The 16,805-nt window shown below is 67.8% G+C and carries 11 protein-coding genes; 8 read left to right on the top strand and 3 right to left on the bottom strand.

Going from position 1 to position 16,805, the window contains the following annotated elements; translation table 11 throughout:
• The first annotated feature begins 37 nt into the window (after positions 1–37).
• From BJ972_RS07250 to BJ972_RS07240, 3 genes are read left to right on the top strand one after another with little or no spacing between them, the layout of a single operon-like run.
• The gene (locus BJ972_RS07250; protein WP_129173278.1) at positions 38–781 is read left to right on the top strand and encodes a LamB/YcsF family protein; all 744 of its coding nucleotides are present in this window, start codon (positions 38–40) and stop codon (positions 779–781) included.
• The gene (locus tag BJ972_RS07245; RefSeq protein ID WP_129173276.1) at positions 778–1,404 is read left to right on the top strand and encodes a 5-oxoprolinase subunit B family protein; all 627 of its coding nucleotides are present in this window, start codon (positions 778–780) and stop codon (positions 1,402–1,404) included. Before BJ972_RS07250 ends, BJ972_RS07245 begins: the two co-directional genes overlap by 4 nt.
• Positions 1,401–2,276 (top strand): 5-oxoprolinase subunit C family protein, encoded by an 876-nt coding sequence (locus BJ972_RS07240; RefSeq protein ID WP_129173274.1) that lies wholly within the window; start codon positions 1,401–1,403, stop codon positions 2,274–2,276. Before BJ972_RS07245 ends, BJ972_RS07240 begins: the two co-directional genes overlap by 4 nt.
• Positions 2,277–2,286: 10 nt before the next feature.
• On the opposite strand, the gene BJ972_RS07235 is transcribed toward BJ972_RS07240, so the two are convergent.
• Genes BJ972_RS07235 through BJ972_RS07225 form a run of 3 tightly spaced genes read right to left on the bottom strand, consistent with a single transcriptional unit; the run spans position 2,287 to position 4,810 of the window.
• Positions 2,287–3,165 carry an ROK family protein gene (locus tag BJ972_RS07235; RefSeq protein ID WP_129173272.1) on the bottom strand — a complete coding sequence of 293 codons (879 nt, stop codon included), beginning with the start codon at positions 3,163–3,165 and terminating at the stop codon, positions 2,287–2,289.
• 50 nt (positions 3,166–3,215) lie between these two features.
• Complete coding sequence (locus BJ972_RS07230) at positions 3,216–4,070, bottom strand: spermidine synthase (RefSeq protein WP_129173270.1); 855 nt, start codon at positions 4,068–4,070, stop codon at positions 3,216–3,218.
• 23 nt (positions 4,071–4,093) lie between these two features.
• Entirely contained in the window at positions 4,094–4,810 is a 717-nt protein-coding gene (locus tag BJ972_RS07225) for a spermidine synthase (RefSeq protein ID WP_129173268.1), read from the bottom strand.
• A 280-nt stretch (positions 4,811–5,090) separates the two neighbouring features.
• Here BJ972_RS07225 and rpoB point away from each other — a divergent pair, with 280 nt between their 5' ends.
• The 5 genes from rpoB (at position 5,091) to BJ972_RS07200 (ending at position 16,786) form a co-directional block, all read left to right on the top strand.
• The gene (gene rpoB / locus BJ972_RS07220) at positions 5,091–8,579 is read left to right on the top strand and encodes a DNA-directed RNA polymerase subunit beta (RefSeq protein WP_129173266.1); all 3,489 of its coding nucleotides are present in this window, start codon (positions 5,091–5,093) and stop codon (positions 8,577–8,579) included.
• Positions 8,580–8,621: 42 nt separating this feature from the next.
• Positions 8,622–12,518 carry a DNA-directed RNA polymerase subunit beta' gene (locus BJ972_RS07215; protein WP_129173264.1) on the top strand — a complete coding sequence of 1,299 codons (3,897 nt, stop codon included), beginning with the start codon at positions 8,622–8,624 and terminating at the stop codon, positions 12,516–12,518.
• Positions 12,519–12,694: 176 nt separating this feature from the next.
• On the top strand, positions 12,695–14,350 hold the full coding sequence (locus tag BJ972_RS07210; protein WP_129173262.1) for a GspE/PulE family protein: 1,656 nt from the start codon (positions 12,695–12,697) through the stop codon (positions 14,348–14,350).
• Complete coding sequence (locus BJ972_RS07205; RefSeq protein ID WP_241830735.1) at positions 14,337–15,566, top strand: type IV pilus twitching motility protein PilT; 1,230 nt, start codon at positions 14,337–14,339, stop codon at positions 15,564–15,566. Before BJ972_RS07210 ends, BJ972_RS07205 begins: the two co-directional genes overlap by 14 nt.
• Positions 15,566–16,786 (top strand): type II secretion system F family protein, encoded by a 1,221-nt coding sequence (locus tag BJ972_RS07200; RefSeq protein WP_129173260.1) that lies wholly within the window; start codon positions 15,566–15,568, stop codon positions 16,784–16,786. The genes BJ972_RS07205 and BJ972_RS07200 overlap by 1 nt, the downstream gene beginning before the upstream one ends.
• Positions 16,787–16,805 lie beyond the last annotated feature (19 nt).

Genomic DNA, 16,805 nt, shown 5'->3' with positions numbered 1-16,805 from the left:
CGTGCCCTCCCTGTGATGCACCCGCCAGAATGGAGGCATGCCGCTCGTGATCGATCTGAACTGCGACCTCGGCGAGGGCGTCGGCGACGACGCCGCACTCTTCCCTCTCGTCTCGAGCGCGAACATCGCGTGCGGCGGGCACACGGGTGACGCCGAGTCGATGCGGAGCAGCGTGAAGCTCGCGATCGGGAATGGTGTCGCCGTCGGCGCGCATCCGTCGTACGTCGACCGCGAGGGTTTCGGGCGCCGCGCGCTCGACGTTGACCCCGCAGAGCTGAGAGCCGACATCGCACGCCAGATCGCGGCACTCGTCGGCATTGCGAACGGCGAAGGCAGTGTCCGCTACGTCAAGGCACACGGCGCGCTCTACAACAGGGCCCAGGTCGACGACGAGGTCGCGACAGCGCTCGTGCTCGCGGTGCGCGACGTCGACGCGGGCCTTCCGCTGCTCGGCATGGCGGGCTCCGCGCTCGCCGAGGCTGCGACTGCGCACGGCTCGGCATTCTTCGCCGAGGCGTTCATCGACCGCGGCTATCTCGCCGACGGGCGCCTGGCTCCGCGCAGCAGCGAGGGCGCGCTCCTCACCGATCCTGCTGCCGTGATCGAGCGAGCCCTCGGCATCGTGCGCGACCATCGCATCGTCGCGGTCGACGGCACGGTTCTCGAGGTGAGCGCCGACTCGCTCTGCGTCCACGGCGACACCCCGGGTGCGTCAGTGCTCGCGGCCGCCGTCCGCACCGCTCTCGAATCCGCGGGAGTCAGGATCGAGGCCTTCGCATGAGGTTCCTGCCGTGCGGAGACCGCGCCGTCCTCGTCGAATGCGACTCGCAGTCCGCGGTTCTCGGCCTGCACGGCGCGCTCGCCGCGTCGCGCCCACCGGGGATCATCGAGCTCGTTCCCGCCGCCCGCACCGTGCTCGTCGTCGTCAAGCCGCGCGTGATCGCCCTCGAGACGACGCGCACGTGGATCGAACGCGCGGCCCAGGGCGGCACTCCCGAGCGGCGGGCAGACGCCGGCTCGCCCGTCGTCGTCATCGACACGGTCTACGACGGCGACGATCTCGCTCCGCTCGCCGACATCCTCGGGGTCTCGGCGCGCGAGATCGTCGAGCGGCACACGGCCGCCGAGTGGGATGTCGCGTTCAGCGGCTTCGCCCCCGGCTTCGCGTACCTCGTGAGCGCGGACTGGCCGTTCGACGTGCCGCGCCTCGACTCGCCGCGCACGCGCGTTCCGCGCGGTTCGGTCGCGCTCGCCGCCGACTTCTCGGGCGTCTACCCGCGCGAGAGCCCCGGCGGCTGGCAGCTCATCGGACGCACCGACGCCGAACTCTGGAACGACACCGCCGACCCGCCCGCGCTCCTCGTGCCCGGCGGGCGCGTGCGCTTCCGGGAGGTCGCGCCGTGAGCCTCCACATCCTCACTCCCGGGCCGCTCGCCCTCGTCGAAGATCTCGGTCGCCCGGGCTTCGCCCACCTCGGCGTCTCGGCGAGCGGGGCGCTCGACCGCTCCGCGCTCCGTCTCGCGAACCGGCTCGTCGGCAACCCGCAGGATGCCGCGGGGATCGAGATCACGATGGGGCTCCTCGAGGCTCGTTTCGATGCGCCCACGTGGTTCGCGATCACGGGAGCCGAGGGCGACGTGCTGCTCGTGCGCGACGGCGTGCCCGCGTCATCCGTGCCCCTCGCCGTCGCGACCCACGCGGAAGCGGGCGATCGGATCGAGTTCGGGCCCGCTCGCCACGGTGTGCGGTTCTACCTCGCGGTTCGTGGGGGCATCGACGGCGCGCCGACTCTCGGATCGCGCTCGAGCGACACGCTCTCGGGTCTCGGCCCGGCGCCGCTCTCTGCGGGGCAGACGCTCGCTCTCGGCGCAGAGCCCGAGCGCGCGATTCCCTCGGCCGACGCCCTCACCGTCTGGGCCCCGAGGGACGACACCGTCGTCATCGACGTCGTCGAGGGGCCGCGCACCGACCGGTTCGACTCGCACACCCGTGATGCCTTCTTCGAGACCACGTGGTCGATGTCGGCCTCATCGAATCGCGTGGGCGCTCGGCTCGACGGACCACCGCTGCCCGTCGCGCGAGGTGCCGAGTTGCCGAGTGAGGGCATGGTCGCGGGCTCCATCCAGATCCCGCCGTCGGGGCTGCCCACGATCCTGCTCGCCGATCATCCGGTGACGGGCGGCTACCCCGTGATCGCCGTCGTCTCCGATGCGTCGCTCGACGCGTTCGCGCAGGTACGGCCTGGTCAGCACGTGCGCTTCCGGCACGCGCACTGACACGGGACGTCTAGCTCTGCGAGAGCGCCCAGTGCGCGGCGCCGACGAGCGGCGCGTGCTCGGCCTGCTCGACGGGGCGCACGTCGAGGGCTTGGAGTCGGGGCTCGCCGCGTTCGAGACCGGCCCGCAGCGACGGCTCGATGAGGTCCCACGACCGCGCCATCGATCCGCCGATGAGCACGACGTCGGCCGAAAACCGGACGACCCACTCCGAGAGGGCGTGACCGAGCGCCGAGAACGCGCGATCGAGCACGGCGGCCGCGGCAGCCCCGCCCGCGCGTGCGGCGTCGGCGATCTCCTTGACGTCGGTGTCGACACCCGTGGCCGCACGGTAGTCGGCGATGATCGCCCGTCGCGACACGGTGTCTTCGATGGGCGAGCCCGCGTAGTCGACGAAGTGGATCTCGCCGTCGAGGGGCACGTCGTCGCCCATCGTGACGGGCGCGCCGCGATCGATGAACGCCGAGCCGACGCCCGTGCCGAGGGTGATCGCGATGACGCGGTCGCCGCCGTGGCCGACGCCGAGCACGAACTCGCCGACGCCGAAGGCATCCGCATCGTTGATGAACACGACGGATGACGGCGAGAGCTCACGCTCGAGCACGGCGCGCACGTCGACACCGTGCAGGGAGTCGAACTTGCCGACGTTCTCGTAGAGCCCGACGCCGTTCTCGAGGTCGAAGGGCCCGGGGATCGCGACAGCCCAGACCGCGCCGGAAGCGACGTCCAACTCGCGAGCACGCTCGATGACGTCATCCAGGATCTCGTCGGCGCTGCCGAGCGCACGGATGTGTCCGCGCGTCTCGCGGACGACCGTCCAGGTGTCGGTGTCGACGAGTGCCGCAGTCACATGGGTGCCGCCGATCTCGAGTACGGGGAGCAGCGTCATCGGGGCCTTTCGGAGCGGTCGGTATCGGCGTGGCCGGGAGCGGTAGGAGGTCAGGGCTTGGAGAGGAAGACGGAACGGGCCGGCGGAGGAGAGGGTATCGCCGTGGCGTCCGTCACGAGCGGCGCGCCCGCGATGAAGTTCGCGAGTTCCCCGCCCGAGACGAGCTTCGCGGGCGCCGGGTCGCTCGCGAGCAGTCGCGGCAGTCCGTCGAATGGCAGCGGCGAGTTCGACGCGTACATGACGACGTTGCCGAAGCGGCGGCCCTTCAGCATCGAGGTGTCGGCGGCGAGCGCGACGTGGCCGAAGACGTGCGCGAGTGTCGCCGCCTGCCCCCGGGCGAACGCGAGTCCGGCGCCGTCGGCGACGTTGACCGCGACGATGCCGGTGGGGGAGAGCAGAGGGGCGAGCAGCGCGTAGAACTCGACGCTCGTGACGTGGGCCGGCGTGCGCGCACCCGAGAAGATGTCGACGATCACGAGGTCGACGGTGCCGAGGAGTCCGGCGGGGAGCTTGCCGAGCACCTCGCGCGCATCGCCGTGACGCACGCGGATCTGCGCGCCGCGCGGCAGGGGCAGCGTCTCGCGCACGAGGTCGACGAGGTCGCTCTCGATCTCGATGACCTGCTGTCGCGACGAGGGCCGCGTCGCCGCGACGTAGCGGGGGAGCGTGAGGGCTCCGGCGCCGAGATGGAGGGCGGTGATGGGCGAACCCGCGGGGGCGACGAGGTCGACGGCGTGGCCGATGCGGCGCACGTACTCGAACGACAGGTATTCGGGATCGTTCAGGTCGACGTGCGACTGCGGGGTCCCGTCGACGACGAGCGTCCAGGAGCCGGGCGTGCCGCGCGACTCGTCGAGGCGTGCGGAGAAACCGCTCACCGAGAGGGAGCGTTCGGGGGCGGTCATGCCTGCAAGGGTAGCGGGCATGCTCAGAACTCGGCGCCGACGATGACGGATGCCGGGTGGGGGCCCAGCGCGAGAAGCCGGGTGACCCGCTCGGAGAGCCCCGTGCCGGCGGCGATCACGGCGTTGCCGTCGGAGCGCCCGGCGACGAGCGAGGTGGGTGCGAGGGTCACCGGTTCGTGCCCGATCGTGGCGAGGGTGCGGGCGACGGCTCGCATCGCGGCCCCGTCAGGCTCGTCGCCGACGTTGACCGCGACCACGCCACCGGGGCGGATGACGCGCATCGCGCTCGCGAGGAAGGCGGGGTCCGCCGCGCCGAGGGCGTCGCCGTGCCCGACGTAGAGATCGACGATGACGACGTCGGCGCTCGCCGCGGGCAACGCGTCGACGAACGCGAAGGCGTCGCCGACCTCGAGCGACGTGCCCGGCGGAGGCGGGAGCTCCCGCACGACGAGGTCGACGAGTTCCGCATCGATGTCGACGGCGAGCTGGCGGGAGCCCGGCCGGGTCGCGGCGACGTAGTGCGCGAGGGTCAGTCCGCCCGCACCGAGGTGCACGGCGTCGATCGGCTCGCCGCGGGCCGCGACGCCGTCGACGAGATGCCCGATGCGCCGCGCGTAGTCGTCGTGGAGAGTGGCGGGATCGCCGCGGTCGAGGTGCGACTGATCCGCGCCGTCGACCACGAGCGAGGTGACGCCGTCGAAGACGGCGTGGGCCTCGAGAGTGACGCGCGGGGGCGTCATCCGCGGGGCCGGACGAGGGCGGGAACGAGCATGCGACCCAGCGTAAATGGTGACGTGCGCGCGGTTATACCGGACATCTCAGAACTTTTCAAGAATCGGAGTGGACACGGCCGCATTTCCGACCTATAGTTAACCTTTGCGCTCCCAGACCATCTGTGCCTTCATATTGCGGTCGGCTTCGCATGCCCGAGTTTCGGCTCGTCGGCAGCGTCTGCGGGGTATCCCTCACCACCACTGATAGTAACTCGGCCCCTAATGAGGGCCGCTGGAGGTTATTTCCTTGGCTGCTGCGCGCACCGCATCCACCACGACCCTGAAGAACGGACGAGGTGCTGAGCGCCTCTCCTTCGCAAAGGTCACCGACACCCTGACGGTTCCCGACCTTCTCGCCCTGCAGACCGAGAGCTTCGATTGGCTCGTCGGCAGCGAGGCATGGAAGTCTCGCGTCGCCGCCGGCAAGAAGTCCGGCCGCGAAGACCTGCCCGAGACGAGCGGTCTGGAGGAGATCTTCGAAGAGATCTCCCCGATCGAAGACCTCGGCGAGACGATGCAGCTCTCGTTCACCAACCCTGAACTCGAGCCGCCGAAGTACACGATCGACGAGTGCAAGGAGAAGAGCAAGACCTACTCTGCTCCTCTCTATGTGAACGCCGAGTTCATGAACCACCTCACCGGTGAGATCAAGACCCAGACGGTCTTCATGGGCGACTTCCCGCTCATGACCCCCAAGGGCACGTTCGTCATCAACGGCACCGAGCGCGTCGTCGTCTCGCAGCTCGTGCGTTCGCCCGGTGTCTACTTCGAGCGCACGCCCGAGAAGACCTCCGACAAGGACGTCTACTCCGCACGCGTCATCCCGAGCCGTGGTGCGTGGCTCGAGTTCGAGATCGACAAGCGCGACCAGGTCGGTGTGCGCATCGACCGCAAGCGCAAGCAGTCCGTCACCGTGTTCCTCAAGGCCCTCGGCCTGACGAGCGAAGAGATCCTCGCCGAGTTCGCCGGCTACGAGTCGATCGAGCTCACCCTCGAGAAGGACAACATCCTCACGAAGGAAGAGGCGCTCAAGGACATCTACCGCAAGCTCCGTCCGGGCGAGCAGGTTGCCGCCGAGGCCGCACGTGCGCTCCTCGACAACTTCTACTTCAACCCGAAGCGCTACGACCTCGCGAAGGTCGGCCGCTACAAGATCAACACGAAGCTCGGCCTCGAGGCTCCCCTCACCGACTCCGTGCTGACGGTCGAAGACATCGTCGGAACGATCAAGTACCTCGTCGCCCTGCACGACGAGCGTCAGACGATCGAGGGCAAGCGCGGCGGCAAGAAGGTCGACATCCGCCTCGACGTCGACGACATCGACAACTTCGGCAACCGTCGCATCCGCGCCGTGGGCGAGCTCATCCAGAACCAGGTGCGCACCGGCCTCAGCCGTATGGAGCGTGTCGTCCGTGAGCGCATGACGACTCAGGACATCGAGGCGATCACGCCGCAGACCCTGATCAACGTGCGCCCCGTCGTCGCCGCGATCAAGGAGTTCTTCGGAACGTCGCAGCTGTCGCAGTTCATGGACCAGAACAACCCGCTCGCGGGTCTCACGCACAAGCGTCGTCTCTCGGCGCTCGGCCCGGGTGGTCTCTCGCGAGACCGCGCCGGCGTCGAGGTCCGAGACGTCCACCCCTCGCACTACGGCCGCATGTGCCCGATCGAGACCCCGGAAGGCCCGAACATCGGTCTCATCGGTTCGCTCGCATCGTTCGCGCGCATCAACTCGTTCGGTTTCATCGAGACCCCGTACCGTCGCGTCGTCGACGGCAAGGTCACCGCTGACATCGACTACCTGACCGCCATGGAAGAGGACCGCTTCATCGTGGCCCAGGCCAACGCGCCCCTCAAGGCCGACGGTCAGTTCCAGGAAGAGCGCGTCCTCGCCCGCAAGAAGGGTGGAGAGGTCGACCTCTTCCCCGCGGACGAGATCGGCTACATGGACGTCTCGCCGCGCCAGATGGTGTCGGTCGCGACCTCGCTCATCCCCTTCCTCGAGCACGACGACGCGAACCGCGCCCTCATGGGTGCGAACATGCAGCGTCAGGCCGTTCCGCTGCTCCGCAGCGACTCGCCCTACGTCGGAACGGGTATGGAAGGCTACGCAGCCGTGGATGCCGGTGACGTCGTTACCGCGTCCAAGGCCGGTGTCGTGGCCGAGGTGTCCGCCGAGTCCGTCACGATCCAGCTCGACGAGGGCGGAACCGAGACCTACTTCCTGCGCAAGTTCGACCGCTCGAACCAGGGCACGTCGTACAACAACCGCGTCATCGTGAGTGCGGGCGACCGCATCGAGGCCGGCGAGGTCATCGCCGACGGCCCCGCGACCGACAACGGAGAGCTGGCCCTCGGAAAGAACCTCCTCGTGGCGTTCATGCCGTGGGAGGGTCACAACTTCGAGGACGCGATCATCCTCAGCCAGAACCTCGTGAAGGACGACGTTCTCTCGTCGATCCACATCGAGGAGTACGAGGTCGACGCGCGCGACACGAAGCTCGGCAAGGAGGAGATCACCCGTGACCTCCCCAACGTGAGCCCCGACCTGCTCGCCGACCTCGACGAGCGCGGCATCATCCGCATCGGTGCCGAGGTCCGCCCCGGCGACATCCTCGTCGGCAAGGTCACGCCCAAGGGCGAGACCGAGCTCTCGGCCGAGGAGCGCCTCCTCCGCGCGATCTTCAACGAGAAGAGCCGCGAGGTCCGCGACACGTCGCTCAAGGTGCCCCACGGTGAGCAGGGAACGATCATCGGCGTCAAGGTGTTCGACACCGACAACGACGACGAGCTCGGCTCGGGTGTCAACCAGCGCGTCGTGGTCTACATCGCCCAGAAGCGCAAGATCACCGAGGGCGACAAGCTCGCCGGCCGTCACGGCAACAAGGGCGTCATCTCGAAGATCCTCCCGGTCGAAGACATGCCGTTCCTCGCCGATGGAACGCCCGTCGACGTCATCCTCAACCCGCTCGGTATCCCGGGTCGAATGAACTTCGGCCAGGTGCTCGAAGTCCACCTCGGCTGGGTCGCCAAGCAGGGCTGGAAGGTCGACGGATCGCCCGAGTGGGCGAAGCAGCTCCCGAAGGCCGCGCACGAGGCCGCTCCCGGCACGAAGGTCGCCACCCCGGTGTTCGACGGCGCTCGCGAGGAGGAGATCGCCGGTCTCCTCGACTCGACGCTCCCGAACCGCGACGGCAAGCGACTCATCGACTCCACCGGAAAGACCGAGCTCTTCGACGGTCGCTCCGGCGAGCCGTTCCCGTACCCGGTCTCGGTCGGCTACATGTACATCCTGAAGCTGCACCACCTCGTCGACGACAAGATCCACGCTCGCTCGACGGGTCCGTACTCGATGATCACCCAGCAGCCGCTCGGTGGTAAGGCGCAGTTCGGTGGACAGCGCTTCGGTGAGATGGAGGTGTGGGCCCTCGAGGCCTACGGCGCCGCATACGCGCTCCAGGAGCTCCTCACGATCAAGTCCGACGACATCCTCGGCCGCGTCAAGGTGTACGAGGCGATCGTCAAGGGCGAGAACATCCAGGAGCCCGGCATCCCCGAGTCCTTCAAGGTGCTCATGAAAGAAATGCAGTCGCTCTGCCTGAACGTCGAGGTGCTCTCGGCCGACGGCACGCTCGTCTCTCTTCGTGACACCGATGACGAGGCCTTCCGCGCTGCGGAAGAGCTCGGCATCAACATCTCCACGCGCTTCGAGTCGTCGAACATCGACGAGATCTAAGCCAGGCCCTCCTACTTTTTCGAATCTTCCAAGGAGAGAATTTTGCTCGACGCAACAACTTTTGACGAGCTTCGTATCGGCCTGGCCACCGCAGAGGACATCCGCAAGTGGTCCTACGGTGAGGTCAAGAAGCCTGAGACGATCAACTACCGCACGCTGAAGCCCGAGAAGGACGGCCTCTTCGGCGAGCAGATCTTCGGTCCCTCGCGGGACTGGGAGTGCTCGTGCGGCAAGTACAAGCGTGTCCGCTTCAAGGGCATCGTCTGCGAGCGCTGCGGCGTGGAGGTCACCAAGTCCTCCGTCCGTCGTGAGCGCATGGGCCACATCGAGCTCGCCGCCCCCGTCACGCACATCTGGTACTTCAAGGGTGTTCCGTCGCGGCTCGGTTACCTGCTCGACATGGCACCGAAGGACCTCGAGAAGGTCATCTACTTCGCCGCCTACATGGTGATCGACGTCGATGAAGAGGGCCGTCACTCCGACATGCCCGGCCTCGAGAACGAACTCCGTCTCGAGATCAAGACGATCGGCGACCAGCGCGACGCGCGTATCGCCGAGCTCATGAAGCGCAAGGAGGACGAGCTCGCGGCCCTCGAGGCCGACGGAGCGAAGTCCGACCAGAAGAAGCGCGCCGAGGCTGCCGCTGACAAGGAGATGACTCAGGTCCGGAAGTCCGGCGACGAGCAGATCGCTCACCTCGAGCGCGTGTGGGAAGACTTCCGCACCCTCAAGGTCGGCGACCTCAAGCCCGAGGACTCGGTCTTCCACGAGCTCCAGGACCGCTTCGGCATGTACTTCGAGGCGTTCATGGGCGCCGAGGCCATCAAGAAGCGTCTCCTCGCGTTCGACCTGGCCGCCGAGGCGGAAGACCTGCACCTGCAGATCGCCGAGGGCAAGGGTCAGAAGAAGATCCGCGCCATCAAGCGCCTCCGTGTCGTCAACTCGTTCCTCGCCACGGGCAACTCGCCCGCAGCGATGGTGCTCGACGTCGTCCCGGTGATCCCGCCGGAGCTCCGCCCGATGGTGCAGCTCGACGGTGGCCGCTTCGCGACCTCCGACCTGAACGACCTCTACCGTCGTGTGATCAACCGCAACAACCGACTTCGTCGTCTGCTCGACCTCGGCGCGCCCGAGATCATCGTCAACAACGAGAAGCGCATGCTGCAGGAGGCCGTCGACGCACTGTTCGACAACGGTCGCCGTGGTCGCCCCGTCACCGGTACCGGTAACCGCGCCCTCAAGTCCCTGAGCGACATGCTCAAGGGAAAGCAGGGTCGCTTCCGTCAGAACCTGCTCGGAAAGCGCGTCGACTACTCGGGCCGTTCGGTCATCATCGTCGGACCGCAGCTCAAGCTCCACCAGTGCGGTCTGCCCAAGCAGATGGCTCTCGAGCTGTTCAAGCCGTTCGTGATCAAGCGCCTGATCGACCTGAGCCACGCTCAGAACATCAAGGCCGCCAAGCGCATGGTCGAGCGTTCGCGCCCGCAGGTCTGGGACGTCCTCGAGGAGATCATCCGCGAGCGCCCCGTGCTCCTCAACCGCGCACCGACGCTCCACCGCCTGGGCATCCAGGCGTTCGAGCCTCAGCTCGTCGAGGGCAAGGCCATCCAGCTGCACCCGCTCGTCTGTGCTGCGTTCAACGCAGACTTCGACGGTGACCAGATGGCTGTCCACCTGCCGCTGTCGGTCGAGGCCCAGGCCGAGGCCCGCATCCTCATGCTCGCCTCGAACAACATCCTGAAGCCGTCCGACGGTCGTCCGGTGACCCTGCCCACGCAGGACATGATCATCGGTCTGCACCACCTGACGACGCTCAAGGACGGCGCACTGGGCGAAGGCCGCGCGTTCTCCTCGGTCTCCGAGGCGATCCTCGCCTTCGACCAGAAGACGCTCGACCTCAACGCCAAGGTGCGCATCCGCCTCACCGACAAGTTCTTCACCCCGGGCACCCAGCCCGAGGGCGTCGAGCTCGTCGACGGCAAGGCCGAAGGCACCGTCCTCGTGCAGACGTCGCTCGGACGCGCTCTCTTCAACGAGACGCTCCCCGCCGACTACCCGTACGTCGAGGACGTCGTCGACAAGGGCGCCATCTCCGCGATCGTCAACGACCTCGCCGAGCGGTACCCCAAGGTGCAGGTCGCTGCAGCTCTCGACAACATCAAGGACGCCGGCTTCCGCTGGGCGACTCGTTCCGGTGTCACCGTCGCCCTCAGCGACATCCTGACCCCGCCGAACAAGCCGCAGATCGTCGCCGGTTACGAGAAGCAGGCCGCCAAGGTCACGTCGCAGTTCGAGAAGGGTCTCATCACCGACCTCGAGCGTCGCCAGGAGCTCATCCAGATCTGGACCAAGGCCACCGACGAGGTCGCTGTCGCCATGCGCGCCAACTTCCCCGAGGACAACACCATCAACCGCATGGTGACGTCCGGTGCTCGTGGTAACTGGCTGCAGGTGCGCAACATCGCCGGTATGCGAGGCCTCGTCAACAACCCGAAGGGTGAGATCATCCCTCGCCCGATCATCTCGAGCTACCGCGAAGGCCTCTCGGTCGCCGAGTACTTCATCGCGACGCACGGTGCCCGTAAGGGTCTGGCCGACACGGCCCTCCGTACGGCCGACTCGGGTTACCTGACGCGTCGACTCGTCGACGTCTCGCAGGACGTCATCATCCGCGAGGAGGACTGCGGCACCGGCAAGGGCCTCGAGTTCCCCATCGCTGCTGCTGACTCCGAGGGCAAGCTCGTCCGCGACCCGAACGTCGAGAACGGTGTCTACTCGCGCAGCCTCGCGGCTGACGTGGTCGACGCCCAGGGCACGGTCCTGGCCGAAGCCGGTGCAGACGTCGGAGACGTCCTCATCGACCAGCTCGTCGGCGACGGTGTCGAGTCGATCAAGGTCCGCTCGGTCCTCACGTGCGAGTCGAGCGTCGGTGTCTGCGCGAAGTGCTACGGCCGTTCGCTCGCCACCGGCAAGCTCGTCGACATCGGCGAGGCCGTCGGCATCATCGCGGCCCAGTCGATCGGTGAGCCCGGAACGCAGCTCACGATGCGTACCTTCCACACGGGTGGTTCGGCATCGGCCGACGACATCACGCAGGGTCTTCCCCGCGTGCAGGAGCTCTTCGAGGCGCGTACGCCGAAGGGTGCTTCGCCCATCGTCGAGGCTCCCGGTCGCATCACGATCGACGAGAACGACCGCCAGCGCAAGGTGATCCTCACGCCCGACAACGGCGACGAGCCGATCGTCTACAACGTGCTCAAGCGTTCGACCCTCCTCGTCGAGGACGGCCAGCACGTCGAGCTCGGTCAGCAGATCATCGTCGGCACCGTCGACCCGAAGGAAGTCCTTCGCGTCAAGGGTGTCCGCGAGGTGCAGAAGCACCTCGTCAACGGTGTGCAGGACGTCTACCGCTCGCAGGGTGTGCCGATCCACGACAAGCACATCGAGGTCATCGTCCGTCAGATGCTCCGCAAGGTCACCGTCGTCGACCACGGCGACACCGACCTGCTGCCGGGTGAGCTCGTCGACCGTCAGAAGTACAACGAGATCAACCGTGCGGCTCTCACCGAGGGCAAGAAGACGGCGTCGGCTCGCCAGGAGGTCATGGGTATCACCAAGGCTTCGCTCGCGACCGAGTCGTGGCTGTCGGCCGCGTCCTTCCAGGAGACGACCCGCGTGCTCACGCAGGCCGCCATGGAGGGCAAGTCCGACCCGCTGGTCGGCCTCAAGGAGAACGTCATCATCGGAAAGCTCATCCCCGCGGGTACTGGCCTGGCCAAGTACCGCAACGTGGTGGTCGAGGCGACCGAAGAGGCGAAGGCGGAGCGTTACCCCAGCCGCATCTTCGCTGATGACTCGGTCTTCACCGAGGGCGACCTGAGCTTCGTCGACTTCGACTCGTTCTCGAACGACGACTTCACGCCCGGCAACTACAGCTGAGCGTCGAGTAGCTGACATGAAGGCCCCGGAGAGATCCGGGGCCTTCGTGCGTCTGTCGCCCCGAAGCGTCTGTCCCCCCGAAAGGGGATGGGTGAGGGAGCCTCACTCTGCGTAGTGTGTTGCAAGCGCTTACAGGAAGCGCTTGCAATTCTCGACGGAGAGCGCAGAGGAGAACGATGGCGTCCCTGGCGGAAACGCTCGTGCTGCACGGGTACATGACGTTTGAGGCGCTGAGCGGCGTCCGGAGCGGCGGCGACGAAGAGGCCCTCGTGCGGTCTCTCGTCGACGAGGGGCGCATCGACGCCGGATCGCTCGCGCGCATGCGGGCCGCGCAGGCCAAGGTCGACTTCATCGAGTTCGCCGAGCGTCAGGTCGATCGGTCGGCCGTCGAGCTCGTCCCGTCGACGCTCTGCCGCCGCCACGGCATCCTCCCGCTCAGTCAGTCGCCCGGTCGCATCCTCATCGCGACGGCCGACCCGGGCAACGTCGTCGCGATCGACGACGTCCGGGCGGCGACGCGTCGCGAGGTCGATCTCGTGGTCGCCGAGCGCTCTGACCTGCAGGCGGCCCTCGACCGCTATCTCCGCGCCGACGGCGAACTGAGCGACCTCACGTCGACCCTCGCCGAAGAGAGCATCGAGCTCGCCGAGCGCACCCTCGAGACGGATGACGCCGACGACGACGCGCCCATCGTGCGATTCGTCAACCTCCTCATCGGGCAGGCCGTCCAGGACCATGCGTCCGACGTGCACATCGAGCCCACGGCGGACGCCGTCCGCGTGCGGTACCGCATCGACGGCGTGCTGCACGAGATGCAGGACGCCCCGAAGTCGGTGCAGAGCGGGGTGATCTCGCGGCTCAAGATCATGAGCGACATCGACATCGCCGAACGTCGCAGACCCCAGGACGGACGGATGTCGGTCGCGCACGCCGGCCGCCAGATCGACCTGCGCGTCGCGACGCTCCCGACGGTGTGGGGCGAGAAGATCGTGCTGCGCATCCTTGACAACACGGCGTCGAGCCATTCCCTCGCCGACCTCGCGATGCTCGAGCAGAACGCCTCGAACTACAAGGCCGCGTACACGAAGCCCTACGGAATGGTGCTCGTCACGGGGCCGACGGGGTCGGGTAAGTCGACGACGCTCTACTCGACGCTGCAGGCCGTCTCCCGCCCCGAGGTGAACGTCATCACCGTCGAGGACCCCGTCGAGTTCCGCATGCGCGGCATCAATCAGATGCAGGTCAACGCGAAGGCCGGGCTGACGTTCGCGAGCGCGCTCCGCTCGATCCTCCGCGCCGACCCCGACGTGCTGCTCATCGGCGAGATCCGCGACCGCGAGACGGCTCAGATCGCCATCGAGGCCGCGCTCACCGGTCACCTCGTCTTCTCGACCCTGCACACGAACGATGCGCCGAGCGCGATCACCCGCCTCATCGAGATGGGCGTCGAGCCGTTCATGGTCGGCACCTCGCTCGACTGCGTCGTCGCCCAGCGCCTCGCGCGCCGACTCTGCTCGCGCTGCGCTCGTGCCGTGGCGACGTCGGCGGCCGAACTCGAGAAGCTCGGGTTCCAGAGCGAGGGCATCGTCGAACTCATGCATCCCGTGGGCTGCCAGAGCTGTTCCAACACGGGCTATCGCGGTCGTGTGGCTCTCCACGAGGTCATGACGGTCGACGAGGAGATCGAACGGCTCGCCGTCGGTCGCTCGTCGAGCGCCGAGATCGCGCGGGCCGCACGCGCCGCGGGTATGACGTCGTTGCGTGACGACGGGTGGCAGAAGGCGCTGCTCGGTATCACGTCGATCGAGGAGGTCCTCCGTGTCGTCGCATGAGTACGCCGAATCAGAGCCGGATGAGTGCGCCGAGCCGCGCTCGGCCCGCCGGGTGGTGAGGACCGAGCCGGATGCAGGTCTCCTCGCCGCGCTCCACCGCGTCGCCGATGCCGGGTCGTCCGACCTGCACGTCGCCGCCGACGCGACACCGCGCTGGCGGGTGAACGGGCGCCTCGAACCGCTGCCGAACGAGACCGAGTGGAGCCGCGAGCACGTGGCATCCGTTCTCTTCTCGCTCCTTTCGCCGGCCCAGCTCGAGGCGTTCGAGTCCGAGCAGGAGCTCGACTTCTCGATCACGCTCGACGCGCGGGCGAGGTTCAGGGTCAATCTCTACCAGCAGAGGGATGCCGTCGGCGCGGCGTTCCGGCTCATCCCGACCGACATCAAGCCGCTGTCCTCCCTCGGCCTGCCGAAGTCGATCGGGGAGTTCGCGCGCCTGCCGCGCGGGCTCGTGCTCGTCACGGGGCCGACGGGCTCCGGCAAGTCGACGACGCTCGCGGCGATCATCGACCTCGTCAACCGCACGCGCGCCGACCACATCATCACGGTCGAGGACCCGATCGAGTTCCTGCACACCAACAAGCTCGCGCTCGTCAACCAGCGCGAGGTGGGCACCGACACGAAGAGCTTCACCGAGGCGCTCAAGCGTGCGCTCCGTCAGGACCCCGACGTCATCCTCGTCGGCGAGCTGCGCGACCTCGAGACCATCTCGGTCGCGCTGACGGCCGCCGAGACAGGGCACCTCGTCTTCGCGACCCTGCACACGCAGGACGCCCCGCAGACGATCGACCGCGTCATCGACGTCTTCCCGGCGTCGCAGCAGGCGCAGGTGCGCACCATGCTCGCCGACACGCTCAAGGGCGTCGTCTCGCAGACGCTCGTGCGCCGGGCCGGGGGAGAGGGCCGAGTCGTCGCGACCGAGATCCTCGTGTCGACGCCCGCGATCGCCAATCTCATCCGCGAGGGCAAGACGCATCAGATCCCGACGGTCATGCAGTCCGGCTCGAGTCTCGGCATGCACACGCTCGACCAGAGCCTCGCCGAACTCGTCAACACCCAGGTCGTGACGAGCGCGGCGGCCCTCGCCAAGGCGCGCGACCGGGAGGGGCTGAAGGGCCTCCTCCGCCGAGAGGATGCCGTCGTGAGCCTCGGCATCGTGCCAGAGACTCCGACGCCGACGGCGTTCGCCGACACGTTCGCCCGGGTGACCAGCTGATGGCGCAGTCGTACGCCTACAAGGCGCGTACAGGCGCCGGCAAGGTCGTCTCGGGTCGCATCGACGCGTCGAACGAGTCGCACGCGGCGTCGCAGCTCATCGCGCAGGGAGTGAGCCCCATCTCGATCGTCGATGCGCCGACGGGCACGGGGCTCAACCGCGAGCTCGCGATACCGGGCTTCGGCGGCGTGAAGCTCAAGGATCTCGCCGTGCTCTCGCGGCAGATGGCGACGATGCTCTCGGCCGGCCTGTCGCTCGTCAGGACGCTCACGATCGTCGCGGGTCAGACCGAGAACGCGACGCTCCGCGAGACGATGGGGAAGGTGCGCGGCGACGTCGAGCGCGGCTCGTCGTTCTCGGAGGCTCTCGCCCGACACGGCGACGACTTCCCTCCGCTCATGATCTCGCTCGTGCGAGCCGGGGAGACGAGCGGGTTCCTCGACGACGCCCTCGGCTCGATCGCCGCCAACTTCGAGGCCGACGTCAAGCTGCGGAACACCGTGCGCTCGGCGATGACGTACCCCGTCGTCGTGCTCGCGATGGCGGTACTCGGCGTCATCGGCATGCTCGTCTTCATCGTGCCGAGCTTCCAGACGATGTTCGACGGACTCGGCGGGGAGCTGCCGCTTCCGACGCAGTTCCTCGTGTGGCTCTCGGGCGTGATGGTGTGGCTCGCGCCGGTCCTCCTCGTCGGAGCCGTCGTGTTCGCCGTCTGGTGGCGGAAGGCACGACATACCGAGAGGGTCAGGAGCGTCGTCGACCCGTTCGTGCTGCGGCTCCCCGTCTTCGGCGGCATCGCCCGGAAGATCGCCGTCGCGCGCTTCAGTCGCAACTTCAAGTCGATGGTCGCCGCGGGCGTCCCCGTCCTCTCGGCGCTGCAGATCGCCGGTGAGACCTCGGGCAACTGGGTCGTCGAGGCGGCGCTGCGGCGTGTGGCCGACGACGTCCGGTCGGGGGCGACGATCGCCGAGCCCCTCGCGAACGAGCCCGTCTTCCCGCCGATGGTGACGCAGATGATCGCCGTCGGCGAGGGCGCCGGCGCGCTCGAACCCATGCTCGAGAAGATCGCCGAGTTCTACGACCAGGAGGTCGAGGCGACGACCGAGCAGCTCACGTCGCTCATCGAGCCCTTGCTCGTCGCCGTCATCGGCGTGGTCATCGGCGGCATGATCGTCGCGCTCTACCTGCCGATCTTCTCGATCTTCGAGTACGTGAAGTGAGTGTCGCTCGACTGTAACC

This window comes from Agromyces atrinae (assembly GCF_013407835.1).
GTDB classification, from domain to species: Bacteria; Actinomycetota; Actinomycetes; order Actinomycetales; family Microbacteriaceae; genus Agromyces; species Agromyces atrinae.
This window is presented reverse-complemented; position numbering and strand designations above follow the sequence as displayed.